The 26100-nt window shown below is 73.2% G+C and carries 25 protein-coding genes and 1 riboswitch; of the genes, 14 read left to right on the top strand and 11 right to left on the bottom strand.

Annotated elements, in window-relative coordinates:
• Window positions 1-40: 40 nt before the first annotated feature.
• Window positions 41-1012 (bottom strand): glucosyl-3-phosphoglycerate synthase, encoded by a 972-nt coding sequence (locus ACFWVC_RS09785; RefSeq protein WP_384281066.1) that lies wholly within the window; start codon window positions 1010-1012, stop codon window positions 41-43.
• Window positions 1013-1169: 157 nt separating this feature from the next.
• A riboswitch (SAM riboswitch) is annotated at window positions 1170-1297 on the top strand.
• Between the two features lie 18 nt (window positions 1298-1315).
• Between ACFWVC_RS09785 and thrC the strand changes: the two genes are divergently transcribed.
• The 4 genes from thrC to groL all read left to right on the top strand — a co-directional run bounded on the left by thrC (window position 1316) and on the right by groL (window position 5568).
• Window positions 1316-2608 (top strand): threonine synthase, encoded by a 1293-nt coding sequence (gene thrC, locus ACFWVC_RS09780; protein WP_384281063.1) that lies wholly within the window; start codon window positions 1316-1318, stop codon window positions 2606-2608.
• A 43-nt stretch (window positions 2609-2651) separates the two neighbouring features.
• Window positions 2652-2930, top strand: coding sequence for a ubiquitin-like small modifier protein 1 (locus ACFWVC_RS09775; RefSeq protein WP_384281059.1), 279 nt, complete (start codon window positions 2652-2654; stop codon window positions 2928-2930).
• A gap of 426 nt (window positions 2931-3356) precedes the next feature.
• Window positions 3357-3563, top strand: coding sequence for a cold-shock protein (locus ACFWVC_RS09770; protein ID WP_384281057.1), 207 nt, complete (start codon window positions 3357-3359; stop codon window positions 3561-3563).
• Window positions 3564-3945: 382 nt separating this feature from the next.
• Window positions 3946-5568, top strand: a complete 1623-nt coding sequence (gene groL / locus ACFWVC_RS09765; RefSeq protein ID WP_384281054.1) for a chaperonin GroEL — start codon at window positions 3946-3948, stop codon at window positions 5566-5568.
• Between the two features lie 276 nt (window positions 5569-5844).
• Here groL and ACFWVC_RS09760 read toward each other — a convergent pair whose 3' ends face one another.
• Entirely contained in the window at window positions 5845-6552 is a 708-nt protein-coding gene (locus ACFWVC_RS09760) for a copper homeostasis protein CutC (protein WP_384281052.1), read from the bottom strand.
• Window positions 6553-6611: 59 nt separating this feature from the next.
• Between ACFWVC_RS09760 and ACFWVC_RS09755 the strand changes: the two genes are divergently transcribed.
• From ACFWVC_RS09755 to ACFWVC_RS09740, 4 genes are all read left to right on the top strand, one after another.
• Window positions 6612-7289 carry a hypothetical protein gene (locus ACFWVC_RS09755; RefSeq protein ID WP_384281050.1) on the top strand — a complete coding sequence of 226 codons (678 nt, stop codon included), beginning with the start codon at window positions 6612-6614 and terminating at the stop codon, window positions 7287-7289.
• Window positions 7290-7329: 40 nt separating this feature from the next.
• Window positions 7330-7941 carry a maleylpyruvate isomerase family mycothiol-dependent enzyme gene (locus ACFWVC_RS09750; protein ID WP_384281048.1) on the top strand — a complete coding sequence of 204 codons (612 nt, stop codon included), beginning with the start codon at window positions 7330-7332 and terminating at the stop codon, window positions 7939-7941.
• 135 nt (window positions 7942-8076) lie between these two features.
• The gene (locus ACFWVC_RS09745) at window positions 8077-8433 is read left to right on the top strand and encodes a VOC family protein (RefSeq protein ID WP_384281045.1); all 357 of its coding nucleotides are present in this window, start codon (window positions 8077-8079) and stop codon (window positions 8431-8433) included.
• 62 nt (window positions 8434-8495) lie between these two features.
• Complete coding sequence (locus tag ACFWVC_RS09740; RefSeq protein ID WP_384281043.1) at window positions 8496-10886, top strand: ATP-binding cassette domain-containing protein; 2391 nt, start codon at window positions 8496-8498, stop codon at window positions 10884-10886.
• Window positions 10887-10987: 101 nt separating this feature from the next.
• Here ACFWVC_RS09740 and ACFWVC_RS09735 read toward each other — a convergent pair whose 3' ends face one another.
• Both ACFWVC_RS09735 and ACFWVC_RS09730 read right to left on the bottom strand, forming a co-directional pair.
• The gene (locus ACFWVC_RS09735) at window positions 10988-11269 is read right to left on the bottom strand and encodes a DUF4031 domain-containing protein (RefSeq protein WP_384281041.1); all 282 of its coding nucleotides are present in this window, start codon (window positions 11267-11269) and stop codon (window positions 10988-10990) included.
• Between the two features lie 2 nt (window positions 11270-11271).
• The gene (locus ACFWVC_RS09730; RefSeq protein WP_384281039.1) at window positions 11272-11667 is read right to left on the bottom strand and encodes a hypothetical protein; all 396 of its coding nucleotides are present in this window, start codon (window positions 11665-11667) and stop codon (window positions 11272-11274) included.
• 84 nt (window positions 11668-11751) lie between these two features.
• Here ACFWVC_RS09730 and ACFWVC_RS09725 point away from each other — a divergent pair, with 84 nt between their 5' ends.
• Complete coding sequence (locus tag ACFWVC_RS09725; protein ID WP_384281386.1) at window positions 11752-12648, top strand: MurR/RpiR family transcriptional regulator; 897 nt, start codon at window positions 11752-11754, stop codon at window positions 12646-12648.
• Entirely contained in the window at window positions 12645-13574 is a 930-nt protein-coding gene (gene murQ / locus ACFWVC_RS09720) for an N-acetylmuramic acid 6-phosphate etherase (RefSeq protein ID WP_384281037.1), read from the top strand. Before ACFWVC_RS09725 ends, murQ begins: the two co-directional genes overlap by 4 nt.
• An 18-nt stretch (window positions 13575-13592) precedes the next feature.
• Here the strand turns inward: murQ and ACFWVC_RS09715 are convergent, their stop codons facing one another.
• Entirely contained in the window at window positions 13593-15785 is a 2193-nt protein-coding gene (locus ACFWVC_RS09715; RefSeq protein WP_384281035.1) for a HelD family protein, read from the bottom strand.
• Window positions 15786-15943: 158 nt separating this feature from the next.
• Between ACFWVC_RS09715 and ACFWVC_RS09710 the strand changes: the two genes are divergently transcribed.
• On the top strand, window positions 15944-16111 hold the full coding sequence (locus ACFWVC_RS09710; protein ID WP_384281033.1) for a hypothetical protein: 168 nt from the start codon (window positions 15944-15946) through the stop codon (window positions 16109-16111).
• An 18-nt stretch (window positions 16112-16129) separates the two neighbouring features.
• Here the strand turns inward: ACFWVC_RS09710 and ACFWVC_RS09705 are convergent, their stop codons facing one another.
• Both ACFWVC_RS09705 and ACFWVC_RS09700 read right to left on the bottom strand, forming a co-directional pair.
• On the bottom strand, window positions 16130-17761 hold the full coding sequence (locus ACFWVC_RS09705) for a DNA repair helicase XPB (RefSeq protein WP_384281032.1): 1632 nt from the start codon (window positions 17759-17761) through the stop codon (window positions 16130-16132).
• Between the two features lie 682 nt (window positions 17762-18443).
• A complete protein-coding gene (locus ACFWVC_RS09700) occupies window positions 18444-20870 on the bottom strand; it encodes a helicase-associated domain-containing protein (RefSeq protein WP_384281031.1) in 2427 nt (808 codons plus the stop codon).
• Window positions 20871-21616: 746 nt separating this feature from the next.
• On the opposite strand from ACFWVC_RS09700, the gene ACFWVC_RS09695 reads away from it, so the two are divergent.
• Both ACFWVC_RS09695 and ACFWVC_RS09690 read left to right on the top strand, forming a co-directional pair.
• The gene (locus ACFWVC_RS09695; RefSeq protein WP_384281029.1) at window positions 21617-22453 is read left to right on the top strand and encodes an HAAS signaling domain-containing protein; all 837 of its coding nucleotides are present in this window, start codon (window positions 21617-21619) and stop codon (window positions 22451-22453) included.
• Between the two features lie 21 nt (window positions 22454-22474).
• On the top strand, window positions 22475-23092 hold the full coding sequence (locus tag ACFWVC_RS09690; protein WP_384281026.1) for an HAD family hydrolase: 618 nt from the start codon (window positions 22475-22477) through the stop codon (window positions 23090-23092).
• Here ACFWVC_RS09690 and ACFWVC_RS09685 read toward each other — a convergent pair.
• Window positions 23068-23307: a hypothetical protein gene (locus ACFWVC_RS09685; RefSeq protein ID WP_319662973.1), complete on the bottom strand. Its 240-nt coding sequence runs from the start codon at window positions 23305-23307 to the stop codon at window positions 23068-23070. The genes ACFWVC_RS09690 and ACFWVC_RS09685 overlap by 25 nt on opposite strands.
• 188 nt (window positions 23308-23495) lie before the next feature.
• Between ACFWVC_RS09685 and ACFWVC_RS09680 the strand changes: the two genes are divergently transcribed.
• On the top strand, window positions 23496-23879 hold the full coding sequence (locus tag ACFWVC_RS09680) for a cold-shock protein (protein WP_384281020.1): 384 nt from the start codon (window positions 23496-23498) through the stop codon (window positions 23877-23879).
• Window positions 23880-23928: 49 nt separating this feature from the next.
• On the opposite strand, the gene ACFWVC_RS09675 is transcribed toward ACFWVC_RS09680, so the two are convergent.
• From ACFWVC_RS09675 to ACFWVC_RS09665, 3 genes are read right to left on the bottom strand one after another with little or no spacing between them, the layout of a single operon-like run.
• The gene (locus tag ACFWVC_RS09675) at window positions 23929-24789 is read right to left on the bottom strand and encodes a 1,4-dihydroxy-6-naphthoate synthase (RefSeq protein ID WP_384281016.1); all 861 of its coding nucleotides are present in this window, start codon (window positions 24787-24789) and stop codon (window positions 23929-23931) included.
• Window positions 24786-25487 carry a futalosine hydrolase gene (locus ACFWVC_RS09670; RefSeq protein ID WP_384281012.1) on the bottom strand — a complete coding sequence of 234 codons (702 nt, stop codon included), beginning with the start codon at window positions 25485-25487 and terminating at the stop codon, window positions 24786-24788. The genes ACFWVC_RS09675 and ACFWVC_RS09670 overlap by 4 nt, the downstream gene beginning before the upstream one ends.
• A 14-nt stretch (window positions 25488-25501) precedes the next feature.
• Window positions 25502-25972, bottom strand: a complete 471-nt coding sequence (locus ACFWVC_RS09665; protein WP_384281009.1) for a hypothetical protein — start codon at window positions 25970-25972, stop codon at window positions 25502-25504.
• Between the last annotated feature and the right edge of the window lie 128 nt (window positions 25973-26100).

Below are 26100 nucleotides of genomic sequence, written 5' to 3'. Positions count from 1 at the left end.
CCAGCGCAAACGCACCCGCACCCGAACGCCAAGCGGAGCGTCACGCCACAGCGCGGCGGCGCGCATACTCCGGCACCGTGATCATCGGCGGCCGCTCCTCCGTCACGACGTCGTGGACGCGCGGCTCGAAGCCCCCGTCCGCGGTGCGGTCGAACTGCGTCAGGACGGGCCGCACCAGATGCCCCCGCGCCAGCCGCGTCTGCGCCGTGCGGTAGATCGTCGCGGCCATGCGCCCGAGCGCCTGCCCGTCCTGGTGCCGATGGTGCCGCACCCCGACATCGACCTGCGCGAGCGCGTCGAGCCCGACCGTGTTGAGCGCGTCGATGAGAATCCCCAGCTCGACGCCGTACCCCACAGGGAACGGCAGCCGCTCCAGCAGCGACCGGCGCGCCGCGTACTCCCCGCCGAGGGGTTGCACGAAGCCCGCGAGCTGCGGCCAGTGCAGATTGAGCAGCGGCCGGGCGACCAGCTCCGTGACCCGCCCGCCGCCCGCCGGTACCACCGTGCCACCGGTCTCCAGGGGCCGGTCGTACATCGCCTTGACCAACTGGACGCCCGCGTCCGTCAGCAGCGGCCCGACGATCCCGGAGACGAAGCGCGCGTCGAACTCCCGCAGGTCGGCGTCGACGAAGCAGACGATCTCGCCGCGCGTCGCGAGCAGCGAGCGCCACAGCACCTCGCCCTTGCCGGGCACGGCCGGCAGCCGCGGCAGGATCGCGTCCCGGTGGACCACCGTCGCGCCCGCCTCCGCCGCGACCGCGGCCGTGCGGTCCGTGGACCCGGAGTCCAGCACGACGAGCTCGTCGACCAGCGGCACGGCCTCGGACATCAGCTCGCGGCGGATCTCCGCCACGATCGCCCCGACCGTGGCCTCCTCGTCGAGCGCGGGCAGCACCACGCTGACCGTCCCTCGCGGGCCCGCGGCCCGCTTCGCGGCGAGGAGCTGGGACAGCGGGCGGCACTCGGCGGTCCAGGACCGCCTCCGCAGCCAGCCGGCCACCTCGTCGAGCACTGCGCTGCTCCGTTTCTGCCCGTCTCGAGGGACGGACGGCCTGTGACCAGGTTCGAGGTCGTCGGTTACAGTCTTGAACACGAGGCATGACCATCGTATGTCCGCGGTGATCGCGCCTCGTCCGACAAATGCACGGGCCCTGGGCCCGGTGCCATACCGCTCATCCAGAGGGGCAGAGGGAACGGCCCGTTGAAGCCCCGGCAACCCTCCCGCCGACCGCGAGGTCCAGGTGGGGAAGGTGCCAATTCCGTCTCGTGGCGAGATTCGCCGTGAGGAAGATGAGGAGAAAGGGCCTCGCCTGACATGGCTGCGCAGACTGTTGTCACCGACGTCGCGTCCACGGATTCCCCCTTCGGACCCGCTTCCGCGTTGTCCTGCCGCGAGTGCGGCGAACGCTTCCCGCTGAGCCCGGTCTTCGCCTGCGAGATCTGTTTCGGGCCGCTCGAAGTGGCCTACGACCTCCCCGCCGGCGATCCCGAGACGCTCCGCAAGCGCATCGAGTCCGGGCCGAACAACATCTGGCGCTACGCGCCGCTGCTGCCCGTCCCCGCCGACGTGGCCTCCAAGCCCAATCTGAACCCCGGCTTCACCAAGCTGGTCAAGGCCGACAACCTCGCCCGCGAACTGGGCGTCACCGGCGGCCTGCACATCAAGGACGACTCCGGCAACCCCACGCACTCCTTCAAGGACCGCGTCGTCGCCATCGCCCTGGAGGCCGCCCGCACCTTCGGCCTCACCACCCTGTCCTGCTCCTCCACCGGCAACCTCGCGGGCGCGGTCGGCGCCGCGGCGGCCCGCGCCGGCTTCCGGTCCTGCGTGTTCATCCCGCACGACCTGGAGGAGGGCAAGGTCGTCATGGCCGCCGTCTACGGCGGTGAACTGGTCGGCATCGAGGGCAACTACGACGACGTCAACCGCTTCTGCAGCGAGCTGATCGGCGACCCGATCGGCGAGGGCTGGGGCTTCGTCAACGTCAACCTCCGCCCCTACTACGGCGAGGGCTCCAAGACGCTCGCGTACGAGATCTGCGAGCAGCTCGGCTGGCGCCTGCCGGACAACCTCGTCATCCCGATCGCCTCCGGCTCCCAGTTGACGAAGATCGACAAGGGGCTGCAGGAGCTGATCAAGCTCGGCCTGGTGGAGGACAAGCCGTACCGCATCTACGGCGCCCAGGCCGAGGGGTGCTCCCCCGTGTCCACCGCCTACAAGGCCGGGCACGACGTCGTGCGCCCGCAGAAGCCGAACACGATCGCCAAGTCCCTCGCCATCGGGAACCCGGCGGACGGCCCCTACGTGCTGGACATCGCCCGGCGCACCGGCGGCGCGGTCGAGGACGTCACCGACGAGCAGATCGTGGACGCCATCAAGCTGCTCGCCCGCACCGAGGGCATCTTCGCGGAGACGGCGGGCGGCGTGACCGTCGGCGTCCTGAAGAAGCTGATCGAGAGCGGGCAGTTGGACCCGGCCGCCGAGACGGTCGTCCTCAACACCGGTGACGGGCTGAAGACGTTGGACGCCGTCGCCGCGACCTCCCGCCCCACGGCCACCATCCGCCCGAGCGTCGACGCGTTCCGTGCCGCCGGCCTGGCCGGCTGACCCCGATCGCCGACCGTCCCAGATCGAAGGTGAACCCCGCATCATGAGCGCGAACGTCCGCATTCCCACCATCCTTCGGCCCTACACCGGCGGCCGGGCCGAGGTGCCCGCCGACGGCGGCACGCTGGCCGAGGTCATCGAGTCGCTGGAGAAGGACCACCCCGGCATCTCGGCGCGCGTCCTGGACGACACGGGCAAGCTGCGCCGCTTCGTGAACGTGTATGTCAACGACGACGACGTCCGCTTCTCGGAGGGCCTGCAGACCGCCGTGGCCGAGGGCGCGTCAGTCTCGATCATCCCGGCGGTCGCCGGGGGCTGTTGAGCCGCGTGCGCCGCGGAACGGCCAGGGGTGCCGGGACTCGCTCCCGGCACCCCTGTGTGCTTGAGAGGTAGTTGAAGGGCTGTACAGTTGCCCTGACGGCTCGCAACTCCCTGCAACGCTCTGCGCAAACCCTCTTCCGTGGGCGTCGTTGTCGGCGATTTATCGCCAAATTCACGCGGTGATTGTCGTGTTGGCGACATATGTCCCGCCCGAGTTGCCCCGGTTCATTGGCCGTTGGAGCCGTTCTTCCCTTTCTCCGTGCCCGGATTTCTCGTCTGATTGACCTGTTGCAGACAGCGTCCGGGCAGATACATTCAGCCGCGGTCGACGCGTTCCGGCGCACGCCCCCTTGGCTGTAGGGGGTGAGGTCTGACCCGGGTCCGCGAGGTGCGGGTCTGTGAAAGGCCAGCAATAGGGGAGTTAGGAATGGCTCAGGGCACCGTCAAGTGGTTCAACGCGGAGAAGGGCTACGGCTTCATCGCGGTCGACGGTGGTGCGGACGTCTTCGTGCACTACAGCGCGATACAGATGGACGGCTACCGCACCCTCGAGGAAGGTCAGCGGGTCGAGTTCGAGATCTCGCAGGGCCAGAAGGGGCCGCAGGCGGACATGGTCCGCCACGCCGCCGGCTGACACGCCGCGCATCGGCCACGGAGCGCATCGCGTACGAACGCGCTCAAACGCACGTATCAAGGGCCCGCCCTCTCGCAGGGGGCGGGCCTTCGTGCTGTCCGCCCGCCCCTGGCGGGCCCCAGCGGATCCCTGGCGAGCCCCGGCGGGCCCGCGGCGGACCGGCCGAGCAGCTTGCACTCTCCTAGGGCGAGTGCTAATCATTGGCGTTAGCACTCTGACGTTGAGAGTGACAAAGGACCGAGTGGGTGAGGCCCGTTCGACCGCCGGAAAGGAACCGGCGGGAGGCAGGCCGTCCGTCGCGGGCGCCGGCGCGGTCCTGGAGTAATCCTTCCCCGCAGCCGAGTGCCGCGGGGGGACCCCAAGTCCGGGAGGACCACTTCACATGGCCAAGATCATCGCGTTCGACGAGGAGGCACGGCGCGGTCTCGAGCGCGGGATGAACCAGCTCGCCGACGCCGTCAAGGTCACCCTCGGCCCCAAGGGCCGCAACGTCGTCCTCGAGAAGAAGTGGGGCGCCCCCACGATCACCAACGATGGTGTGTCCATCGCCAAGGAGATCGAGCTCGAGGACCCGTACGAGAAGATCGGCGCGGAGCTGGTCAAGGAGGTCGCGAAGAAGACGGACGACGTCGCCGGTGACGGCACGACGACCGCGACCGTCCTCGCCCAGGCGCTGGTCCGCGAGGGCCTGCGCAACGTGGCCGCGGGTGCCAACCCGATGGCCCTGAAGCGCGGTATCGAGGCGGCCGTCGAGGCCGTTTCCGCTGCTCTGCTTGAGCAGGCCAAGGACGTGGAGACCAAGGAGCAGATCGCCTCCACCGCCTCCATCTCCGCCGCTGACCCCCAGATCGGCGAGCTCATCGCCGAGGCGATGGACAAGGTCGGCAAGGAAGGCGTCATCACCGTCGAGGAGTCCCAGACCTTCGGTCTGGAGCTGGAGCTCACCGAGGGTATGCGCTTCGACAAGGGCTACATCTCGGCGTACTTCGCCACCGACCTGGAGCGTATGGAGACCGTCTTCGACGACCCGTACATCCTGATCGTCAACTCCAAGATCTCCGCGGTCAAGGACCTGCTCCCGCTGCTGGAGAAGGTCATGCAGAGCGGCAAGCCGCTGCTGATCATCGCCGAGGACGTGGACGGCGAGGCGCTGTCGACCCTGGTGGTCAACAAGATCCGCGGCACCTTCAAGTCCGTCGCCGTCAAGGCCCCGGGCTTCGGCGACCGCCGCAAGGCCATGCTCCAGGACATCGCCATCCTCACCGGTGGCACCGTGGTGTCCGAGGAGGTCGGCCTCAAGCTGGAGAACGCCGGTCTGGAGCTGCTGGGCCGCGCCCGCAAGGTCGTCGTCACCAAGGACGAGACCACCATCGTGGACGGCTCCGGCGACGCCGACCAGATCCAGGGCCGGGTCAACCAGATCCGTGCCGAGATCGAGAACAGCGACTCGGACTACGACCGCGAGAAGCTCCAGGAGCGCCTCGCCAAGCTGGCCGGCGGCGTGGCCGTCATCAAGGCCGGCGCGGCCACCGAGGTCGAGCTCAAGGAGCGCAAGCACCGCATCGAGGACGCGGTGCGCAACGCCAAGGCCGCCGTCGAGGAGGGCATCGTCGCCGGTGGTGGCGTGGCTCTGCTCCAGGCGTCCAACGTCTTCGAGAAGCTCGAGCTCGAGGGCGACGAGGCCACCGGTGCGGCGATCGTGAAGCTGGCCCTGGAGGCCCCGCTGAAGCAGATCGCGGTCAACGCCGGCCTCGAGGGTGGCGTCGTGGTGGAGAAGGTCCGCAACCTCACCCCGGGTCACGGCCTCAACGCCGCGACCGGCGAGTACGTCGACCTGGTCGCCGAGGGCATCATCGACCCGGCCAAGGTGACGCGCTCCGCGCTGCAGAACGCGGCCTCCATCGCCGCGCTCTTCCTCACCACCGAGGCCGTCATCGCCGACAAGCCGGAGAAGGCCGCGGCCCCGGCCGGCGGCGGCATGCCGGGCGGTGACATGGACTTCTGATCCCGCGAGGGTTCAGCGGTACACGATCGAGGGCGGCACCCCCTGCGGGGTGCCGCCCTCGGGCGTTTTCCGGCCGATGCCACCCGGTCCCGGACCGGCCGACCGGCGAACGCCCCGTCCAGGCAAGGCCCCTGGCCGACCCGGCCGGCGGGGTGGGCGGCCCTGCGGCCCCGGGATGCCGGACCGGTCCACCGACCAGGACGGACGCGTCGAGCGTATTGAGCCAAGTTCGTGCGGCCTCGGCCTGTCCTCCGGCGGGCGGGGGAGGAAGCGGGTCTAGCCGACGGCGACTGACGCGTCGAGGAGATCGCGCCAGGTGCGGACGGCTTCCGCGTCGACGGGGCCGGCCCAGCCGTCGGGGCGGACCGCACCGCCGACGTGGAAGGCGTCGATGCCCGCGGCGAGCAGTCGGGGCAGGTGTTCGGCGCGCAGGCCGCCGCCGACCATCAGTTGCGGATCGCCGGGCGCGCCCCCCGCGGCCTCCGCGACCAGGACGTCCAGGCCGGTGTCGACGCCGCGGGCCGATCCCGCGGTCAGGTACGTGTCGTGCCCGGGCAGTCCGCGCAGCGCCGCGCGCAGTGTCGTGCGGTCGGCGCAGTGGTCGATGGCGCGGTGGAACGTCCAGCGCGCACCGGAGCCCACCGCGTCGGTCAGCAGCCGCACCGCCCGCAGGTCGGGCCCGCCGCCGGAGTCCAGGAAGCCGAGCACGAACTCGTCCGCGCCCTCCGTGCGCAGGGCGGCCGCCGCCGCGCACAGCGCCTCGACCTCGTGGGCGTCGCCCGCCGAGAAGTCGGCCCGGCCGCGCAGCATCACGCGTACCGGTACGTCCACGGCGGCGCGCACGGCCGCGAAGACCTCCCGGCGCGGGGTGAGGCCGTCGGCGGACATGTCGGTGACCAGTTCGAGGCGGTCCGCACCCCCCGCCTGGGCCGCGCGTGCGTCGTCGGCGTCGAGCGCGATCACTTCGAAAATTGGTCTAGACATATATCCAGGATCCCACATGCCTCCGCCGGCCCGCGACCCCCGTACTCCACAATGGCCAGATGGCCGCCACTGATCCCGAGCTGCTGACGCACTGGAGCGCGCTGCTGCGCCGCTGCCAGACCGAGTCCGTCGACCCGACGCCCTACGGCGAGGATCTGCTCGCCCGCTGGGCCGAGCCGCAGCGCCGCTACCACACCACCGACCACCTGGCCGCGGTGCTCGTCCACGTCGACTCCCTGGCCGAGTACGCCGAGGACATCGACGCGGTGCTGCTCGCCGCCTGGTTCCACGACGCCGTCTACCGCCCCGACCGCTCGGAGAACGAGGAGCGCAGCGCCCGTCTCGCCGAACGCGCGCTGCCCGAGGCGGCCGTCCCCGACACCATCACCGCCGAGGTCGCGCGCCTCGTCCGGCTGACCGTCACCCACCACCCCGGCGACGGCGACCGCAACGGCCAGGTGCTGTGCGACGCCGACCTCGCGGTCCTGGCCGGCGACCCCGTCGCGTACGCCGCCTACGCGGCCGCCGTCCGCGACGAGTACGGCTTCGTCCCCGACGACGCCTTCCGCGCCGGCCGCGCCGGGGTACTGCGCCAGCTCCTCGCGCTGCCGCGGTTGTTCCGCACCACCATCGGCTACGAGCGGTGGGAGGACACCGCCCGCCGCAACCTCACCACCGAGCTGGAACTCCTGCTCTCCGCCGATGACTCCGCGCCGCGGGACCGGTCTGCCCCTTGAGAAGTGCCGTTCACCGCACCCACCGGAAGGCAGAACCGCCATGACCGATGACGCCGCACTGCGATCCGCGGTCACCGCCGCGTACCTCTCCCTCGCAGGCCTGCTCGACGGAGCCGGCAAGGAGCGGTGGGACACCCCCTCGCTCTGCGCGGGCTGGCGGGTGCGCGAGGTGGTCGCCCACATGACCATGGCGGCGCGCTACACCGAGGAGGCGTTCATGTCCGAACTGCGCGCCTGCGACTACGACTTCACCCGGCTGTCCGACGCCGTCGCCGCCCGCGACGGCGCGCTGCCGGAGGACTCCCTCGTCGCCGGGCTGCGCTCGGAGGTCCTGCACCACTGGACCCCGCCGGGCGGCGGGGTCCGTGGCGCCCTCAACCATGTGGTGATCCACGGCCTCGACATCACCGTGCCGCTCGGCGCGGAGCGCGGCGCCCCGGAGGCGGCCGTCACCACCGTGCTGAACGACCTGACGTACGGGGGCGGCCACGCCCACTTCGGTGTGGCGATCGACGGCCGCGCACTGCGGGCCACCGACCTGGACTGGTCCTACGGCTCCGGCCCCGGCCTGTCCGGGGAGGCCGGCGACCTGGCGTCGGCGCTGTGCGGGCGCCGGCTCCCCGCAGGGCGGCTCCAGGGCGATCCGCTCTGACCGGCGCGGTGCGGCCGGGCGGACCGGTCAGGATTCGAGAAGCCCCGGCCGCCGGGTCGCGGCTAGCGTGGCAGGCAGAGCGACGGCGACACCGCCGCCGCCCCGGCAGGACCCACGACCTCAGGAGTGACCAACATGAGCGGCTCTTCCACCCAGGGCATCAAGACCGTGCTGCACCCCGTCTCCGACCTGGCGAAGGCCAAGGAGGTCTACGCCGCCCTGCTCGGCATGGCGCCGCAGCACGACGGGGACTACTACGTCGGTTTCGAGGCCGAGGGCCAGCACATCGGTCTGGTCCCGAACGGCGGACCGCAGGGCATGGCCTCGCCGGTGACCTACTGGCACGTCGCGGACATCGAGGCGAAGCTCGCCGAGGTGACCGCCGCGGGCGGCGCCGTGAAGGAGCCCGTGCACGACGTCGGCGGCGGCCGCCTGGTGGCCACCTTCACCGACCCCGACGGAAATGTCCTCGGGCTGCTCCAGGACCGCTGAGCGACGTACTGTTCGATGCCGGTGGGGCATCCGACCCGAGGACCAGAGGGAGACGAGACGCGATGAGCACGGACACGAGGACGGACCCGCGGTCGGCGGCGCAGCCGCACGGTGCCGACAGCCACGATCTGATCCGCGTGCTCGGCGCGCGAGTGAACAACCTCAAGGACGTCAGCGTCGAGATCCCCAAGCGCCGGCTGACGGTGTTCACCGGCGTCTCCGGCTCGGGCAAGAGCTCGCTGGTCTTCGGGACGGTCGCCGCGGAGTCGCAGCGGCTGATCAACGAGACCTACAGCTCCTTCGTGCAGGGCTTCATGCCGACGCTGGCCCGTCCCGAGGTCGACGTCCTCGAGGGCCTGACGACCGCGATCATCGTCGACCAGCAGCGGCTGGGCGCCGACCCCCGCTCCACGGTCGGCACCGCCACCGACGCCAACGCGATGCTGCGCATCCTCTTCAGCCGGCTCGGGCAGCCGCACATCGGCTCGCCCAACGCGTTCTCCTTCAACGTCGCCTCGGTCCGGGCGAGCGGCGCGATCACCGTCGAGCGCGGCGCCAAGAAGACGGTGAAGGCGACCTTCAACCGCCTCGGCGGCATGTGCCCGCGCTGCGAGGGCCGGGGCACGGTCACCGACATCGACCTGTCGCAGCTGTACGACGACAGCAAGTCGCTCAACGAGGGCGCGCTCACGATCCCCGGGTACAGCATGGACGGCTGGTACGGCCGGATCTTCAAGGGCAGCGGCTTCTTCGACCCGGACAAGCCGATCCGCAAGTACACCAAGAAGGAGCTTCACGACCTCCTGCACAAGGAGCCGACCAAGATCAAGGTCGAGGGCATCAACCTGACGTACGAGGGGCTGATCCCGAAGATCCAGAAGTCGATGCTCTCCAAGGACGTCGACGCGCTGCAGCCGCACGTCCGCGCGTTCGTGGAGCGGGCGATGACGTTCACCGTCTGCCCCGAGTGCGACGGCACCCGGCTGAGCGATTCGGCCCGGTCCTCGAAGATCGGCGGGATCAGCATCGCCGACGCCTGCGCGATGCAGGTCAGCGACCTCGCCGAGTGGGTGCGGGGGCTGGACGAACCGTCCGTCGCGCCGCTGCTCACGGCCCTGGCGGACACGTTCGACTCGTTCGCCGAGATCGGCCTCGGCTACCTCTCGCTGGACCGGCCCTCGGGCACGCTGTCCGGCGGTGAGGCGCAGCGCGTCAAGATGATCCGCCACCTCGGCTCCTCGCTCACCGACGTCACCTACGTCTTCGACGAGCCCACCGTCGGCCTGCACCCCCACGACATCCAGCGCATGAACGGGCTGCTGCTGCGGCTGCGGGACAAAGGCAACACGGTGCTCGTCGTGGAGCACAAGCCGGAGGTGATCGCGATCGCCGACCACGTCATCGACCTCGGCCCCGGCGCCGGCACGGCGGGCGGCACCGTCTGCTTCGAGGGCACGGTCGACGGGCTGCGGGCGGCCGGCACCGTCACCGGCCGCCACTTCGACGACCGGGCCACCCTCAAGGAGAGCGTGCGCAAGCCCACCGGCGCGCTGGAGATCCGCGGCGCGACGGCGCACAACCTGCGGGGCGTCGACGTCGACATCCCGCTCGGGGTGCTGGCCGTCGTCACCGGCGTCGCCGGTTCCGGCAAGAGCTCCCTCGTGCACGGCTCGATCCCGCCCGGCGAGGGCGTGGTCTCGGTCGACCAGAGCGCGATCCGCGGCTCGCGGCGCAGCAACCCGGCGACCTACACCGGGCTGCTCGAGCCGATCCGCAAGGCGTTCGCCAAGGCCAACGGCGTGAAGCCGGCGCTGTTCAGCGCCAACTCCGAGGGCGCCTGCCCGGTCTGCAACGGCGCCGGCGTCATCTACACCGACCTGGCGATGATGGCCGGGGTCGCCACCACGTGCGAGGAGTGCGAGGGGAAGCGGTTCCAGGCGGCGGTGCTGGACTACCACCTCGGCGGCCGCGACATCAGCGAGGTGCTGGCGATGTCGGTGGCCGAGGCCGAGGAGTTCTTCGGGGCGGGCGAGGCCCGCATCCCGGCCGCACACGCCATCCTCGGCCGCCTCGCCGACGTCGGACTCGGCTACCTCAGCCTCGGGCAGCCGCTCACGACGCTGTCCGGCGGTGAGCGCCAGCGCCTCAAGCTGGCCACGCACATGGCCGACAAGGGCGGCGTCTACGTCCTGGACGAGCCGACCGCGGGGCTGCACCTCGCCGACGTCGAGCAGTTGCTCGGCCTGCTCGACCGGCTCGTCGACTCCGGCAAGTCGGTGATCGTGGTCGAGCACCACCAGGCGGTCATGGCCCACGCCGACTGGATCATCGACCTCGGCCCGGGCGCCGGCCACGACGGCGGCCGCATCGTCTTCGAGGGCACCCCCGCGGACCTCGTAGCCTCCCGCACCACCCTCACCGGCACCCACCTCGCCCAATACGTCAGCGCCTGACCCCGCCCCAGACACCCGCACGGGGCCCGCGACATCGGGCCCCGGTAGGGGCGCGGGGAACTGCGCGCTCAGCCCCCACAGTCCCGCACCCGCAAGAAAACCTACGCACCCGCATCCGAAGGCCGCCGCCGCTTGGGCACACGCAGCCCCGCCTCCGTCAGCCTGCGCAGCAACTCCTTGCTGCCCACCTCGATCGCCCCCGCCGCCACCGCGGACGCGTACCGCTCGCTCGGCAGGTCGTAGTGGTCCCCGTCGAACGCCCGCCGCGGCGATCCGATCGCCGCGGCGAACGCGTGCAGCTCCTCGTAGGAGGCGTCGCTGACCAGGTGGGACCACAGCCGGCCGTGGCCCGGCCAGGTCGGCGGGTCGATGTAGAGCGCCACGGTCAGCGGGCCCCGCCCAGCGCGGCGCCCAGGGAGCCGACGGGGGCCACGGCCTCCCCCAGCGATTCGCAGACCCAGTGCGGATCGGGGCCCAGTTCGGGCTCGACGTCCAGCGCGTGCGGGTCCGCGCAGCGCGGGCACAGCGGCCACCGCCCCATCCGCTCCAGCAGGGCGTCCTTGACGTCCTGCGCGACCAGGCCCGCGACGAACGCCGCGCCGTCCGGCCACTGCTCCACCCACCACCGGCGCTGCGCGACGGTGTCCTCGACGAGCGAGACGATCCCGGCATCGGTCACGTCGGTGGCGGTGAGGTCGGCGAGGATGAGCGCGCGGGCGCCGTGCAGCGCGGCTTCCAGTTCGGCGGGGGCGCCCGGGGTGCCGGGGACGTCGGGATCCATGCCCCCTATTGTCGCCCAGCCGCCGTCCGGGCGTCCTTGACGCCGTCCGGCCGTGAAAATAGCTTTCGCGATGTGGCCGAGAAGATGAAGGAAACCTTCAACGCCGGGGGGCTGGCCGCCAAGGTCCGGACCCTGGCACCCTCCATGACCCGCTCCATGCAGCGCGTCGCGGAGGCCGTCGCCGCCGACCCGGCGGGCTGCTCCCGGCTCACCGTCACCGCGCTGGCCGTCCGTACCGGGACCAGCGAGGCCACCGTCGTCCGCACGGCACGGCTGCTCGGCTACCCCGGCTACCGCGATCTGCGCCTCGCCCTGGCCGCGTTCGCCGCCCGCGAGGAGGCCGGCGGCTCACCCGCCGTGACCCCGGACATCGCCGTGGGCGACCCGCTCTCCGATGTCGTCGCCAAACTCGCCCTGGACGAGCAGCGTTGCCTCGCCGACACCGCCGCGCAGCTGGACGTCGTCCAGTTGGAGGCCGCGGTCGGCGCGCTGGCCGCCGCCCGCCGCATCGACGTCTACGGGATAGGGGCCTCCAGCCTGGTCGCCCAGGACCTGGTGCAGAAGCTGCTGCGGATCGGCCTCATCGCGCACGCCCTCGGCGACCCCCATCTGACCGTCACCAACGCCGTGCAGCTCCGCCAGGGTGACGTGGCCGTGGCCATCACCCACTCCGGGCACACCCACGATGTGGTCGAACCGCTGCGCGCCGCCTTCGACCGGGGCGCCACCACGATCGCGATCACCGGCCGCGCCGACGGCACGGCCACCCAGTACGCCGACCACGTGCTGCTCACCTCCAGCAGCCGGGAGAGCGAGTTCCGCCCGGCCGCCATGTCCAGCCGCACCAGTCAACTGCTGGTCGTGGACTGCCTGTTCGTCGGTGTCGCGCAGCGCACCTATGACACCGCGGGACCGGCCCTGGCAGCCTCGTACGAAGCCCTGGCCCATCGTCACAGCCCCCGAAGGAACCACCCGTCATGACGCACGCCGAGCTCCGCCGCGAACTGGACCGGTTGACCACCGAGGCCTTCCGCCCCGAACTCGCCGACATCGACCGGCTCGCGACCCTCGACATCGCCCGCCTGATGAACACCGAGGACGGATCGGTACCGGCCGCCGTCGCCGGCCGGCTCCCGGCCATCGCCGCCGCGATCGACGGCATCGCCGCCCGGATGGCGCGCGGCGGCCGCCTCGTCTACGCGGGCGCGGGCACCGCGGGGCGCCTCGGCGTCCTGGACGCCAGCGAGTGCCCGCCGACCTTCAACACCACGCCCGGCCAGGTCACCGGGCTCATCGCGGGCGGCCCGCGCGCGATGTCCGACGCCGTCGAGGGCGCGGAGGACAGCCGCGAGCTGGCCGCCGCCGACCTCGACGCACTCGCCGTCGGCCCGGACGACGCGGTCGTCGGCGTCTCCGCCTCCGGCCGCACCCCCTACGCGGTCGGCGCCGTCGAGCACGCCCGTGCCCGCGGCGCCCTGACGGTCGGCCTGTCCTGCAACGCCGGCTCCCCGCTCGCCGCCGCCGCCGACCACGGCATCGAGGTCGTCACGGGCCCGGAGTTCCTCACCGGTTCCACCCGGCTCAAGGCGGGCACCGCCCAGAAGCTCGTCCTCAACATGCTCTCGACCATCACGATGATCAGGCTGGGCAAGACCTACGGGAACCTGATGGTCGACGTCCGCGCCTCCAACGAGAAGCTGCGCGCCCGCTCCCGAGGCATCGTCGCCCTCGCCACCGGCGCCCCCGACGACGAGATCGAGGCCGCCCTCACCGCCACCGGCGGCGAGGTGAAGCACGCCATCCTCGTGCTGCTCGCCGGGGTCGACGCGGCGACGGCCGCCCGCCTCCTCGCGGACGCGGACGGCCACCTGCGGGCGGCCCTCCTCGCGGCGGCGCCCTCGGACTGAACCCGCTCGCGCGGGGCCCTACCGGAGCGCCTCCGGCAGCGGCGCGGAGTGCAGGACCGCGAGCCCGGAGACGGCGCGGGTGAGGGAGACGTACAGGCGCCGCAGGCCCGTGCGCTCGTCGGGTTCGCCGTCGACGACGGCGGCGGGCTCGTCGAGGACGACGTAGTCGTACTCCAGGCCCTTGGCCAGCGAGGCCGGGACGAGGGTGAGCCGGATGTCGGGCGTGGTCTCCTGACCCGGGGAGAGGTACGGCAGCCCGGCCGCGGACAGGGCCTCGGCCAGCAGCGGGATGCGGGCGTCGGCGGCGATGAGGCCCGTGGAGCCCTCGCGTTCCAGCGCCTCGCGGCAGGCGGTGACCACGGCGCCGGTCAGCGCCTCGGCGGGTACCTCGGTGACGGAGAAGGCGCCGGGGCTGTCGCGCACGGACGTGGCCTCGGTGAGGCCGGGGGCGATGGCGGGCAGCAGCCGGGAGGCGTAGGCGATGACCTCCAGCGGCACGCGGAAGCCCTGGGTCAGCTCCTCGACCTGGGAGCCCGGTTTGCCGAGGTGGGTCAGCGCCTCCTCCCAGGTGGCGGTGGCCCAGGGGGTCGTGCCCTGGGCCAGGTCGCCCAGCACGGTCGCCGAACCGGTGGAGCAGCGCCGCCCGACGGCCCGGTACTGCATGGGGGAGAGGTCCTGGGCCTCGTCCAGGACGACGTGGCCGAGCGAGCCGGTGCGCTGCACCAGGTCGTGGGCCTCGTCGATCAGCACGGCGTCGGCCGCCGACCACTTCGCGGAGGCGATGCCCCGGGCCGGCTTCGCCCAGAGGATCCGCTTCTGCTCCTCGTCCGTGAGCAGGCCCTCCGCGCACCGCGCCAGGAACTCCGGGTCGGACAGCAGCCGCAGCACCGTCTTCGCCGGGTCCACCGGCGGCCAGACCTCCTTCACGACGGCCTTGACCGCCGCGTTGCGGGCCACCGCGTCCTGCACGCGGTCGTCCGGCGCCTCGCCCGCGGCCTCCATCTGCACCAGCACGGCGTGCGCGATGCGCTGCGGCAGGGCCTCGCGGGCGGCGCCGTAGCGGATGTCGCGGTCCATCAGCTCGCGGACCAGCTCCTCCACCGCGTACGCGGGGACCCGCCAGCGCCGCGAGCCGCGCACCACGACGACGGGCTCGGTGGGCATCGCGATGCCCGAGCGGACCGCCCGCCGCAGCACCTCCGCCATGCGCGCGTCACCCTTCACCCGGGCGGCGTCCGCGCTGTCGATGCCCCTGACCGGGACGTGCGCGACCAGGTCGTCGACCGTGGCCTGCTTCACGCTGAGCTCGCCGAGCGCGGGCAGCACCTGCTCGATGTAGTGCAGGAAGGACGCGTTCGGGCCGATGACGAGCGTGCCCGTGCGGGCCAGCCGTTCGCGGTGCGCGTACAGCAGGTACGCCACCCGGTGCAGGCCGACGGCGGTCTTCCCGGTGCCGGGCGCGCCCTGCACACAGACCGTGCCGCCGATGCCGGCCCGGACGATCTCGTCCTGCTCGGGCTGGATCGTGGCGACGATGTCCCGCATCGGGCCGACGCGGGGCCGCTCGATCTCCTGCTGGAGCAGCTTGCTGGAGGTCTGCGCCTCGCTCGGGTCGGTGAGGTGCTCGTCCTCGTACGCGGTCAGGTCGCCGCCGGTGTAGCCGAAGCGGCGGCGCAGTGCGACGTCCTGCGGGTCCTTGCGCGAGGCGCGGTAGAAGGGCTGGGAGACCGGCGCCCGCCAGTCGATGACCATCGGGTCGCCGTCGGCGTCGTGGACATGGCGGCGGCCGATGTAGAAGCGGTGCTCGGCGTCCTCGTCGCGCTCGGCGTTTTTGGGGTTCTCGGCGTCCCTGCCGTCCAGGTAGTCGAGGCGGCCGAAGAAGAGCGGGGTGTGGACGAGGTCCGCGAGGGCCTTGATCCGGGCGTCGATGTCCGCCTGCAGCACCTCCGCGTTCACCCAGTTGGCGGTCACGTCCTTGATGTCGAGCGCCTCGACGTCGGCGCGCATGGCGCGCAGGGCGGAGCGGGACGCGGTGAGGTGGGCGCGTTCGCGGTCGAGCGGATTGTCGGTGGTGACGGTGGTGAGGGATTGTTCCCCGGGCACGGGTTGCCTCCGGCGGCACGTAGGGCATGGCTCAGCCGGCCCCGGACCGGCGCGCGCGGGGGCGCGGGGGGCGGGGCGCTGTCCTGATACGAATGCGAGTAACACCATGGCCCGGCCGGTTTCCGTCCGGCCGGCGGCACCGTCCCCTGAGGGGCGGGCGGCAAGACGAGGGATCCTACGCCGCCGGGACGGAGGGCGCGAATGGATTTCCCGTCGCACCTAGGCACAGCTCTCCCCAAAGCATCACATGTGCGTACATTGGGGGCATGGCACGAGCCCGCACCTCCCGCGTCCGGGGCAGCACCGCCTTGACGGCGGACGCGGCGCACCGCCGTCCGCGGTATCTGCTCGGCAACGCGCTGCGTGCCGCCAAGGTCTACGTGACGAGCGCCTGTCGCGTCGTCCTGCTCGGCCCCGACGGCACGCGCTACTGACGGCCCCGACAGCTGCCGTCAGAGCAGTTCGTCCGCGTCGACGATGCGGTACGCGTAGCCCTGCTCGGCCAGGAAGCGCTGCCGGTGGGCGGCGAAGTCCTGGTCGATGGTGTCGCGGGCGACCACCGAGTAGAAGCGCGCCTCGTGACCGTCCGCCTTCGGCCGCAGCACGCGGCCGAGGCGCTGCGCCTCCTCCTGGCGGGAGCCGAAGGTGCCCGAGACCTGGATGGCGACCGTTGCCTCGGGCAGGTCGATGGAGAAGTTGGCGACCTTGGAGACCACCAGCACCGAGATCTCGCCCTGCCGGAAGGCCTCGAAGAGCTTCTCGCGCTGCGTGTTGGTCGTCTCGCCCTTGATGACCGGGGCGTTCAGGTGCTCGCCCAGCTCGTCCAGCTGGTCGATGTACTGCCCGATGACCAGCGTCTGCTCGCCCTGGTGCTTGGCCACCAGCGCCTCGGTGACCTTGCGCTTGGTCGCGGTGGTGGCGCAGTAGCGGTACTTCTCCTCGGCCTCGGCGGTGGCGTACGCCAGCCGCTCGGAGTCGGTGAGGTTGACCCGCACCTCCACGCAGTCCGCGGGCGCGATGTAGCCCTGCGCCTCGATCTCCTTCCACGGCGCGTCGAAGCGCTTGGGGCCGATCAGCGAGAAGACGTCCGACTCCCGGCCGTCCTCGCGCACCAGCGTCGCGGTCAGGCCGAGCCGGCGGCGGGCCTGCAGGTCGGCGGTGAACTTGAAGACCGGGGCGGGCAGCAGGTGCACCTCGTCGTAGACGATCAGGCCCCAGTCGCGGGAGTCGAAGAGCTCCAGGTGCGGGTAGACGCCCTTCCGCCTGGTCGTCAGCACCTGGTAGGTGGCGATGGTGACCGGGCGGATCTCCTTGCGGGTGCCGCTGTACTCGCCGATCTCGTCCTCGGTCAGCGAGGTCCGCTTCACCAACTCGTGCTTCCACTGCCGGGCCGAGACGGTGTTCGTCACCAGGATCAGCGTCGTGGCCTTCGCCTCGGCCATCGCGCCCGCCCCGACCAGCGTCTTCCCGGCGCCGCAGGGCAGCACGACCACGCCCGAGCCGCCGTGCCAGAAGCCCTCGACGGCCTGCTTCTGGTACGGGCGCAGCGCCCAGCCGTTCTCCGCCAGCTCGATGGGGTGCGCCTCGCCGTCCACGTACCCGGCCAGGTCCTCGGCGGGCCAGCCCAGCTTCAGCAGCACCTGCTTGATCTGGCCCCGCTCGGAGGGGTGCACGGCCACGGTGTCCGGGTCGATCCGGGCGCCCACCAGAGGGGCCACCTTCTTCGAGCGGAGGATCTCCTCCAGCACCGGCCGGTCCGTGGAGCTCAGCACCAGGCCGTGCGCCGGGTGCTTGCTCAGCGTCAGCCGGCCGTACCGGTCCATGGTCTCGGCGATGTCCACCAGCAGCGCGTGCGGCACGGGGTAGCGGGAGAACTTCACCAGCGCGTCCACCACCTGCTCCGCGTCGTGCCCGGCGGCCCGGGCGTTCCACAGGCCGAGCGGCGTGAGGCGGTAGGTGTGGATGTGCTCCGGCGCGCGCTCCAGCTCGGCGAAGGGGGCGATGGCCCGGCGGCACTCGTCGGCCAGCTCGTGGTCGACCTCCAGGAGCAGGGTCTTGTCGCTCTGGACGATCAGACAGGACACACAAACCTCCGCATAGGGGCGGGCCGGGGCCGGGACCGGTGCCGGACTGAACTACCCATGGTCCCTCATCGCCCCGCAGTAACGCGCCGGTCCCCGCATTCCATGCCCCGGCGGCCTGTGGGCCGCCTCTACCGCCCCGGCGGACTGGGGGGAACGGGTCTGCGGCGCGCGACGGCCGCGCCGGGCCGCCGGGCTCGCGGGTTGCTGCGGGGGCGAGTGCCCGATGCGGTGGCGGGGCTGCCTGGGGTGTGCGTGGCGGAGGGCTGCCGGTGCGGTGGGTCGGTGGGCGCCGCGCCGCCCACCGGTCGCCGGGGCGAGTGTTCCGCCCCCGCGGACGGGGGTCCCGTTTGGGCGGGGTGGGATACCGGCGTGCAGCGACCGCGCCGACGCGGTGGTGGAACCGGGCTGCGCCAGGTGCTCGTGTCGAGCGATCAGTTCCTCGCGCCCCTGGGGGGCCTGACGTCGCGGGTCACGTGCGGGTGCTTCGGGGCTTACGGGGCGCCTCCACCGCGTATGGGGGAGCGGCCGGCTGTGCCGCGGCCGCGAGCAGGCGGTGGTGGCATGTGGTTGCGGAGCCGCCTGTGGGCGTTCAGGGCTCCGAGGGCAGTGCCCCGACGCGGTCGCGGCCGCGTGCGAGAGCGCTCCGAGGCCGTGGCGGGCCGACCGGGAGACACCGGGGACGCTACGCCAGGTCGTCGGCCAGTTCGGAGACGCCCGTGATGCGGTGCAGCGCGAAGGTGCGGACCTCGTCGGCGGTGTGGTCGTAGGCGGTGACGAAGCCGCCCTCGACGCGCAGCGGGCCGATGACGCGCTGGCTGGCGGCGCCGTCCGCGTTGACGTAGCCGATCCACACCGATTCGCCGGTGAGCACCGCGGCCTGCATCGTGGCCAGGGTCTCCGCGGCGGCCGTGCGGGGCAGCCCCCGGTCGCCGCCCGCGGCGGGCCGCGGCACGCTCTCCCTGCGCACCGCCGTGGAGGCGCGGTCGCCGGCCCTTATCGCCTTCACCGCGGCCCCGAGCAGCGTGTCGTCCGGGACCGGCGGGCCGTCGGTCACGGGGACGGGGGCGCTCCGCGGCGGCGTCCTGCGGGCGTCGGCGCGGGTGATCAGCACGTCCCCCTCGGCGGACTCCGCCGCCGGGGCCAGCCCCATCGCCCGCAGCCGCTCCAGCAGCGTGCCCGGGTCCGCCTGCGCGGCCAGCACGGTCGGCGCGAGGCGGCGCAGGCCGAGGCCCGCCGACCGGCGGTCCGCCAGCACCTCGCTGAGCAGGGCGTCGTCGTCGCACCGCAGATACGCCGAGGCCGCGCCCACCCGCAGGCGGCCGTGGCGGCGGGCCACGTCGTCGACGAGATAGCTGAGCGGCTGCGGCACCGGGGTGCGCGAGTGCGCCGCCAGGAAGGCGTGCAGCTCGGCCGCCGTGCGCCCGGCGTCCAGGGCGCGCCGCACGGATTCGGGCGTGAAGCGGTAGACGGTCGCGCCGCCCTTGGACTCGATGTCGGCCAGCACGTGCAGCGTCTCCGCCAAGTGCGGCTGCAGCGGGCCCGGTGCGACGGCGGTGAGGTCGGCCTGGAGCAGCACGTGGTCCAGCGGCTCGGGCAGCAGCGGCCGCAGCAGCGCCGCGGCCTTCGCGGCGCGGTCGCCGGCCGCCGACAGCAGCGCCCGGCCGTGCGTGGCCAGCGCGCCGCGGCCCGTCACCCCCAGCAGTTCCGCCTCCGAGGCCGTCCACCGCACGAGGTCGGCGCGGAGCGCGTCCATCGACACCCCGCCGCGCAGCGGACGTTCCCAGCGCAGTCGCGCCAGCAGGGCGTCGGGCGTGGCGGAGGCGCCGGCCGGCAGCGCGGCGAGGAAGTCCAGCACCTGGCGGCGGATCTCGGGCGCGAGCGAGCGGTCCAGATCGGGGCCGAGCGCGGCCAGGGCGCGGCCCTTGGCGTCCCGGGTGCCCACCACGCCGGAGGTGCGGGTGGCCGTCAGCCAGGCCGTGACCAGCGCGGCCCAGCGCAACTCGGCCGGCAGCAGCAGCCATTCGTCGTACTCGGGCGTGGGCGCGTACGCCTCGTCCACCTCGCCGTCCGGGGCGACCAGCCCCGCGGCGTAGGCCAGTTCCAGCCAGAACGCGGCGACCGGCTCCGCCACGTCCAGGGCCGTCGCCACCCGCTTCAGGTCGCGCACGCTCAGGCCGCCCGCGCGCAGTATCTGCGGGCCGCCGGTCTCCCACTGCTTGACCAGTTCCTCGACCGTGCGGATCGCCGTGAACGCCTGACCGGCGGCGGTCGCGTCCACAGCCTGTGGATCGTGCGCCCGCGGCTCCACCGCCGGCGGCACCGGCTCGGGCGTGCGGTGCGCGCGGCCGTCCCGCAGATGCAGGGCCACCTCACGGGGGAGTACGACATTGCGGGCACCGGCGGGCAGCAGCAGCCCGCGCTCCAGCAGCCACCGCACCGGCGCCGGCGGGGCGCCGACGTCCGCCACCTCGCCGTACGGCGGCCCCCAGGTCAGCCGGCCCAGCACCGCGGTGGCCTCCGCCGGGGCCGCCTCCAGCAGCGCGGTCATCCGCGGCCGGTCCGCGAAGAGCGCGGTCAGCGCGTCCACCGCGCTCACCGGGTCGTGCGTCGGCGGCAGCCCGGCCGTCTCCAGGATCTGCTGCAAGCGGCCGGGCGACATCCCCGACGTCGCCTCGGCCACGCTCGGGCCCAGCCCGGTCGGCGAGACGCTGCCCGCGGCCGGCGCCAGGATGTCCCGCGCGGTCCGCACCAGCCGCAGCCGGTCGTCCCCGCCCCACAGCAGAGCCTGCGTTCGCAGCGTCTCCAGGGCCCCGGGCAGCGCCTCGGCCGCCTCCGGCCCCATCAGCGCCGTCAGCGTCCCGAGCGGCGCGCCGTCCGGTGCGAGGGCGAGCGCTTCCGCCACCTGCAACGTGAACCGGTCCAGCCGCTCCAGCGCCCGCACGACCGACGCCCGCGTCCCGGCGCGCGTCGCCAGCTGCGACAAGTCGTTCGGTACGGGACTCAGCAGGTCCGGACGCGCCCTGAGCAGCGCGGACAACGCCCCGTCGCCACGGGCGCGGAGATCCTCCGCCAGCGTGCGCGGCTCCGCCGCGGGCCCTTCGGTGGTCATCTCACCCACATTAGCCGCGCCGCCCCCGCCCGTAATCCCCCAGCCCGCCCCACGACCCCTCCCGCGGGCGTTTCGGCTGCGCCTGCGGCAGCCGTGGCGGCCGGCGAGGTGCCGCGGGTGCGGGGTGCGGGCTCTGGCCGCGCCGCGCCGTTGTGTTGGGCGCCGCCTGCGGCCCGCGACTGCGGCGGCTGCCGGCTCCCCCGCGCCCGTCGCGAGTGGGCGCGCCGGTCTGCGGGGGCCGGTGCTTCGCGCGGTCCGATGGCGGCTCGGGCCCGGCCAGGTGCTGCGGGTGCCGGTGGGGCCTGCGTCGTGCAGCGCCGCTGCAGGGCTCATGTCCGGCCGCCCGGCGCTGCCGTGTTCCGTGCTTTGGGCTGCCGGCGCGCTCCTGTCCGGCTGGGTGCGCCTGCGGCGGCTGCCGGGCTCCCTCGCACCCGGCACGGGTGGGCGTGCCGGTCTGCGCGGGGCGGGTGCTTCGCGCGGCCTGGTGCCGCCCGGTGCTGCGGATGCCGGGGTGCGGGCTCTCGCCGCACGGCGCGCCAGGCTCGGGTCCGGCCGCTCGGTCGGCTGCGCGCGCCTGCGGTGGCCGCTGGGTGCGTGCCATCGCTGCTGCGGCGTCACTCCCCGGGCGCCGCACGGCGACGGGGGTGCGTTGGGTGCGCCCTGGGCGGACAGGGCGCTCCGGCCTGTGTCGGGTCCGGGGGCGGCGGGAGGGCCAACACCGGGGTCGGGGCGGTAGTTTCGGGGGCATGGGTGCGGAGGGCGACCGGTTGGTGCTGGATTACCTGAGCAGGGTGGGGGACCTGGCGCAGACGGCGCTGCCCGCGGATCGCAGGGCGGAGCTGGTGGCGCGGCTGCGGGAGGACATCGACAAGGAGCGCGGGCGGAGCGACGCGGCGGTGCGGCGGATCCTGAAGCGGCTGGGGTCGCCGGACGATGTGGTGCGGGACGCCGCGGGGCTGCCGCACCAGCGGAGCGAGCCGGCGCCGGAGCCGGCGACGCCGCCGCGGCCCGCCGCGCAGCCGGACTGGTGGCGGCTCGCCGAGGCGCGGCAGCCGGCGCTGCGTCCGGTGGTGCCGGGGGACGAACTGGCGGGGCTGCCCGGGATGACGGGCGGGGTGACGATCCCGATGACGCCTCCGGAGCCCGAGCCGAAGCCCGAGCCGGAGGAGGAGCAAGAGCAAGGGGAGGAGCAGGGGGAGCCCGAGCAGGCCGAGGCGCCGCGGAGGCGACCGTGGCGGCCGTCGGCCGTGCTGGAGACGGCGGCCGCGCTGCTGCTGCTCGCCGGGGCGGTCCTCGGTTCCTGGATCGCCCTCCTCGCGGGGTGGGCGATCGCGTACTCCTCGCGCCGGCTGTCCCGCCGCGCGGCCCGGTTCGCCGCGCTGGGCCTGCCCGGGGCGGTGGCGGCCGGGGCACTGGTATGGCTGTGGGGGCGGCTCGACGGCCGCTGGGGCGAGCCGATCCCGCAGGGGCACATGAGGGACGCGATCGGCGACGCGTTCCCCGTCGTGCTGCGGATCGCGGCCGTGGCCTCGGCGCTGTTCCTGCTGTGGCGGGGACACCGGGCGGGCCGTTCGCGCCGGTAGCCGCTGGTTAGGGTGTCTGCTATGCCCATAACCGTCGGCTTCGACCTCGACATGACCCTGATCGACTCCCGGCCCGGCATCCAGGCCGCCTTCGACCGCCTCTCCCGGGAGACCGGCGTCGCCATCGACTCCGCGCTCGCCGTCACCCGCCTCGGGCCGCCCCTGGAGCTGGAGCTGGCCCACTGGTTCCCCGCCGAGGACATCCCGGCGGTGGCCGACCGCTACCGCGCGCTGTACCCCGAGTACGCCATCGGCCCCACCCCCGCCCTGCCCGGTGCCCGGGAGGCCGTGGCCGCCGTGCGCGCGGGCGGCGGGCGGGTCGTCGTGGTCACCGCGAAGCACGCGCCGAACGCCCGGCTGCACCTGGACCACCTCGGCATCGCCGTCGACGCGCTGCGCGGCTCACTGTGGGCCGAGGCGAAGGCCGAAGCCCTCACCGAGTACGGGGCGACCGTCTACGTCGGCGACCACGTCGGCGACGTCGTGGGGGCCCGTACGGCGGGTGCGCTGTCCGTGGCGGTCCCCACGGGGCCGGTCGGCGCAGACGAACTGCGTGCCGCCGGCGCGGACGTCGTCCTGGCCGATCTGACGGAGTTCCCCGCCTGGTTCGCCGGCTACGTCCCGGACGTCGTGGCCTGACGGCTCTGCGCCCGGGCCGAGCGCAGCAGCCCGGCCAGCGCCAGCGCGAAGCCCACGCCCATCAGCATGGACACCAGGTAGGCGGCGGTCGGCAGCGGGTCCGAGCCGAGCAGGAGAGGTGCCACGGTGGCGAGTGTGGCCAGCGCTCCGACGGCGAAGACCACGCCGCCGACGCGCACCAGCACATCGCCCGGTTTCCGGGTTTCGTTACTCACCGCACCAGGGTAGATCGCGGAAGGAAGACGCAGCGCACCGGCCGGATGACGACCACCCGGGGAGAGAGGCCGGCGGCGTCTTGTCACACGCCCCGGGGCCATTAGCCTTGGGGCAGCGGGTCTGTGAAGGGACCCGCTGTCTTGCTATCCAAGTGCTTTTCTCCTTCTACAGCGAGGACAGGTCGGACGTGCCTACCGGCAAGGTGAAGTGGTTCAACAGCGAGAAGGGCTTCGGCTTCCTCTCCCGCGACGACGGCGGTGACGTCTTCGTCCACTCCTCCGTGCTGCCGGACGGGGTCGACGTGCTCAAGCCGGGCCAGCGCGTGGAGTTCGGGGTGGTCGCCGGACAGCGTGGCGACCAGGCACTCTCGGTGGTCCTGCTCGATCCCGCGCCGTCCGTGGCCGCCGCCCAGCGCCGCAAGCCCGACGAACTGGCGCCGATCGTCCAGGACCTCACGACCCTGCTGGAGGACGTCGTCCGCTCGCTGCAGCGCGGCCGCTACCCGGACAAGGAGCACGGCCACAAGATCGCGTCCGTGCTGCGGGTCGTCGCCGACCAGCTCGACGTCTGACCGACGCGCCGATCGACCGGCGGCCTGCCGGTCGATCGACCGGCCGGCGTCAGAAGTCCAGTGCGCCGGGGCCGAGGGGCGGTACCAGTCCCTCGGCCGCCGCCCGGGTGAGCAGGCCGCGGATCGCGGCGTAGCCGTCCTCGCCGAGCGCCGAGGTGAACTCGTTGACGTACAGCCCGATGTGCTGGTCCGCCACCGCCGGGTCCATCTCTTGTGCGTGCTCCATGACGTAGGAGCGGGAGGCGTCCGGGTCGTCCCAGGCCATGTGCACGGAGGTGTGTATCGCGCCGGCGAGTTCACCCAGCCGGTCCTCGCCCAGCGAGCGCTTGGCGATGATCGCGCCCAGCGGGATCGGCAGGCCGGTGGTCTGCTCCCAGTGCTCGCCCATGTCGGCGAGCTTGTGCAGGCCGTAGTTCTGATAGGTGAAGCGCGCCTCGTGGATGACCAGGCCCGCGTCCACCCGGCCGTCGCGCACCGCCGGCATGATCTCGTGGAACGGCAGGACGACGATCTCGCCCACGCCGCCCGGTACTTCGGCCGCCGCCCAGAGCCGGAAGAGCAGGTAAGCCGTCGAGCGCTCGCTCGGCACCGCGACCGTGCGCCCGCTGAGGTCGGCGCCCTTGCCGGAGCCCTCCTCCGCGGTCAGTACCAGCGGGCCGCAGCCCCGGCCGAGGGCGCCGCCACCGGGCAGCAGCGCGTACTCGTCGAGGACGTACGGCAGTACGGCGTAGGACACCTTGAGCACGTCGAGCTCGCCGCGCTCGGCCATGCCGTTGGTGATGTCGATGTCCGCGAACGTCACGTCCACGTCCGGCGCGTCCGGCACGAGGCCGTGCGCGAGGGCGTGGAAGACGAACGTGTCGTTGGGGCAGGGGGAGTACGCGATGCGCAGCGCGCCGGTTTCGCTCATGTCGGAACTCCAACGTCCAGCAGGCCCGGCTGCTTCCGCAGCAGCGTGAACGCCTCCGTGAGCGCGTCGAGCGCGTCGGGCACCCGCCAGGCCGCGCGGTCGCGCGGCCCGACCGGATTGGCGACGGTGCGGATCTCCAGCACCGGGACCCGGTGCGCCATGGTCGCCTCGGCGACCCCGAAGCCCTCCATGGCCTCGCCCACCGCACCGGGGTGACGTTTGACCAGCTCTGCGGCCCGTTCGGCGGACCCGGTCACCGTGGAGACGGTCAGCAGCGGCCCGTACTCGGCGCCCAGTGCCTCCGCGACGCGCCGCGACAGTTCCGCCGGCGGCAGGTGGGTGGAGGTGCCGTAGCCCAGCTCCGCGACCGGGATGAAGCCCTCCGGTCCGTCGGCGCCGAGGTCGGCCGCGACGATCGACTCGGCGACCAGGGTCGAACCGATCCGCGCGACGGGCTCGAACCCGCCGGCGATGCCGGCCGAGACCACGAGGTCGTACGGGGCGCTGGCCAGTGCCGCCGCCGTCCCGGCGGCCGCGGCCGCCGGGCCCACGCCCGCGGCCAGCACCGTGGCCATCGGGGTGCGCAGGGCCATCCGCCGGCCGGGCAGCGGGTGCTCGGACGGACGGCTGCTGAGGGCGCGTACGACCGCGTCCCTTTCCGCCGCGACGGCGGTGACGACCAGAAGGCGGGGAGTCATCCGCGGCGCGCCGGTCAGTCCGCCATCTTCAGCTTGAACTGCCAGACGCCCAGATAGTCCTGGGTCTTGGCAGTCTCGATGATGTTCAGCGTGACCTGGTCGGCGGTCTGCCCGGTCTGGGAGTCCGAGAACAGCGTCTCCGCGTCGAAGGAGCGGTAGGTCACGTCCTTCAGCAGGCCGGACTTGCCGGAGGTGCCGGTCGCCACGACCCAGCCCTTCTCGGCGATCGCCGGGTCGACGCCGACCCGCACCTTGTCGCCGGGGTGAACCGTGAGCGTCTTCTTCGGCGCGCTGCTCAGGCAGGCCAGGAAGACCTTCTCCGTCAGCTTGTCACCATCGGCGTAGCAGTTGCCGGTTGCCTCGGTGGTGACGGTATCGCCGCCGACGGTGACCGTCGCCAGGGGCGTCGGCTTCTCGCAGGCGGAGAGGGCCAGCAGCCCCAGGGACACGGCACCGAGGGCGGCGGCACGGCGGCGAATGCTCATGGGGGTGAGGCTACCGGGCGGCCGCGTCCGCGCTGCGCGGGGGTCGGCCCGTGTCCCCGTCACCTCGGGTTTCCGTCGCCCGCCCGGCGCCCGGTCTTCCGCGGCGCGCGGCCGCCGGGGGAAAACGC

It is taken from the genome of Streptomyces sp. NPDC058691, from assembly GCF_042714775.1.
Taxonomy (GTDB): domain Bacteria; phylum Actinomycetota; class Actinomycetes; order Streptomycetales; family Streptomycetaceae; genus Actinacidiphila.
This window is presented reverse-complemented; position numbering and strand designations above follow the sequence as displayed.

Bases quoted from the DNA above. Each gene is read 5' to 3' on its own strand.
- thrC (WP_384281063.1), top strand. From the start codon at position 1,316: ATGGCTGCGCAGACTGTTGTCACCGACGTCGCGTCCACGGATTCCCCC.
- ACFWVC_RS09775 (WP_384281059.1), top strand. From the start codon at position 2,652: ATGAGCGCGAACGTCCGCATTCCCACCATCCTTCGGCCCTACACCGGC.
- ACFWVC_RS09770 (WP_384281057.1), top strand. From the start codon at position 3,357: ATGGCTCAGGGCACCGTCAAGTGGTTCAACGCGGAGAAGGGCTACGGC.
- groL (WP_384281054.1), top strand. From the start codon at position 3,946: ATGGCCAAGATCATCGCGTTCGACGAGGAGGCACGGCGCGGTCTCGAG.
- ACFWVC_RS09760 (WP_384281052.1), bottom strand. From the start codon at position 6,552: ATGTCTAGACCAATTTTCGAAGTGATCGCGCTCGACGCCGACGACGCA.
- ACFWVC_RS09755 (WP_384281050.1), top strand. From the start codon at position 6,612: ATGGCCGCCACTGATCCCGAGCTGCTGACGCACTGGAGCGCGCTGCTG.
- ACFWVC_RS09750 (WP_384281048.1), top strand. From the start codon at position 7,330: ATGACCGATGACGCCGCACTGCGATCCGCGGTCACCGCCGCGTACCTC.
- ACFWVC_RS09745 (WP_384281045.1), top strand. From the start codon at position 8,077: ATGAGCGGCTCTTCCACCCAGGGCATCAAGACCGTGCTGCACCCCGTC.
- ACFWVC_RS09740 (WP_384281043.1), top strand. From the start codon at position 8,496: ATGAGCACGGACACGAGGACGGACCCGCGGTCGGCGGCGCAGCCGCAC.
- ACFWVC_RS09730 (WP_384281039.1), bottom strand. From the start codon at position 11,667: ATGGATCCCGACGTCCCCGGCACCCCGGGCGCCCCCGCCGAACTGGAA.
- ACFWVC_RS09725 (WP_384281386.1), top strand. From the start codon at position 11,752: ATGAAGGAAACCTTCAACGCCGGGGGGCTGGCCGCCAAGGTCCGGACC.
- murQ (WP_384281037.1), top strand. From the start codon at position 12,645: ATGACGCACGCCGAGCTCCGCCGCGAACTGGACCGGTTGACCACCGAG.
- ACFWVC_RS09715 (WP_384281035.1), bottom strand. From the start codon at position 15,785: ATGGTGTTACTCGCATTCGTATCAGGACAGCGCCCCGCCCCCCGCGCC.
- ACFWVC_RS09710 (WP_384281033.1), top strand. From the start codon at position 15,944: ATGGCACGAGCCCGCACCTCCCGCGTCCGGGGCAGCACCGCCTTGACG.
- ACFWVC_RS09700 (WP_384281031.1), bottom strand. From the start codon at position 20,870: ATGACCACCGAAGGGCCCGCGGCGGAGCCGCGCACGCTGGCGGAGGAT.
- ACFWVC_RS09695 (WP_384281029.1), top strand. From the start codon at position 21,617: ATGGGTGCGGAGGGCGACCGGTTGGTGCTGGATTACCTGAGCAGGGTG.
- ACFWVC_RS09690 (WP_384281026.1), top strand. From the start codon at position 22,475: ATGCCCATAACCGTCGGCTTCGACCTCGACATGACCCTGATCGACTCC.
- ACFWVC_RS09675 (WP_384281016.1), bottom strand. From the start codon at position 24,789: ATGAGCGAAACCGGCGCGCTGCGCATCGCGTACTCCCCCTGCCCCAAC.
- ACFWVC_RS09670 (WP_384281012.1), bottom strand. From the start codon at position 25,487: ATGACTCCCCGCCTTCTGGTCGTCACCGCCGTCGCGGCGGAAAGGGAC.
- ACFWVC_RS09665 (WP_384281009.1), bottom strand. From the start codon at position 25,972: ATGAGCATTCGCCGCCGTGCCGCCGCCCTCGGTGCCGTGTCCCTGGGG.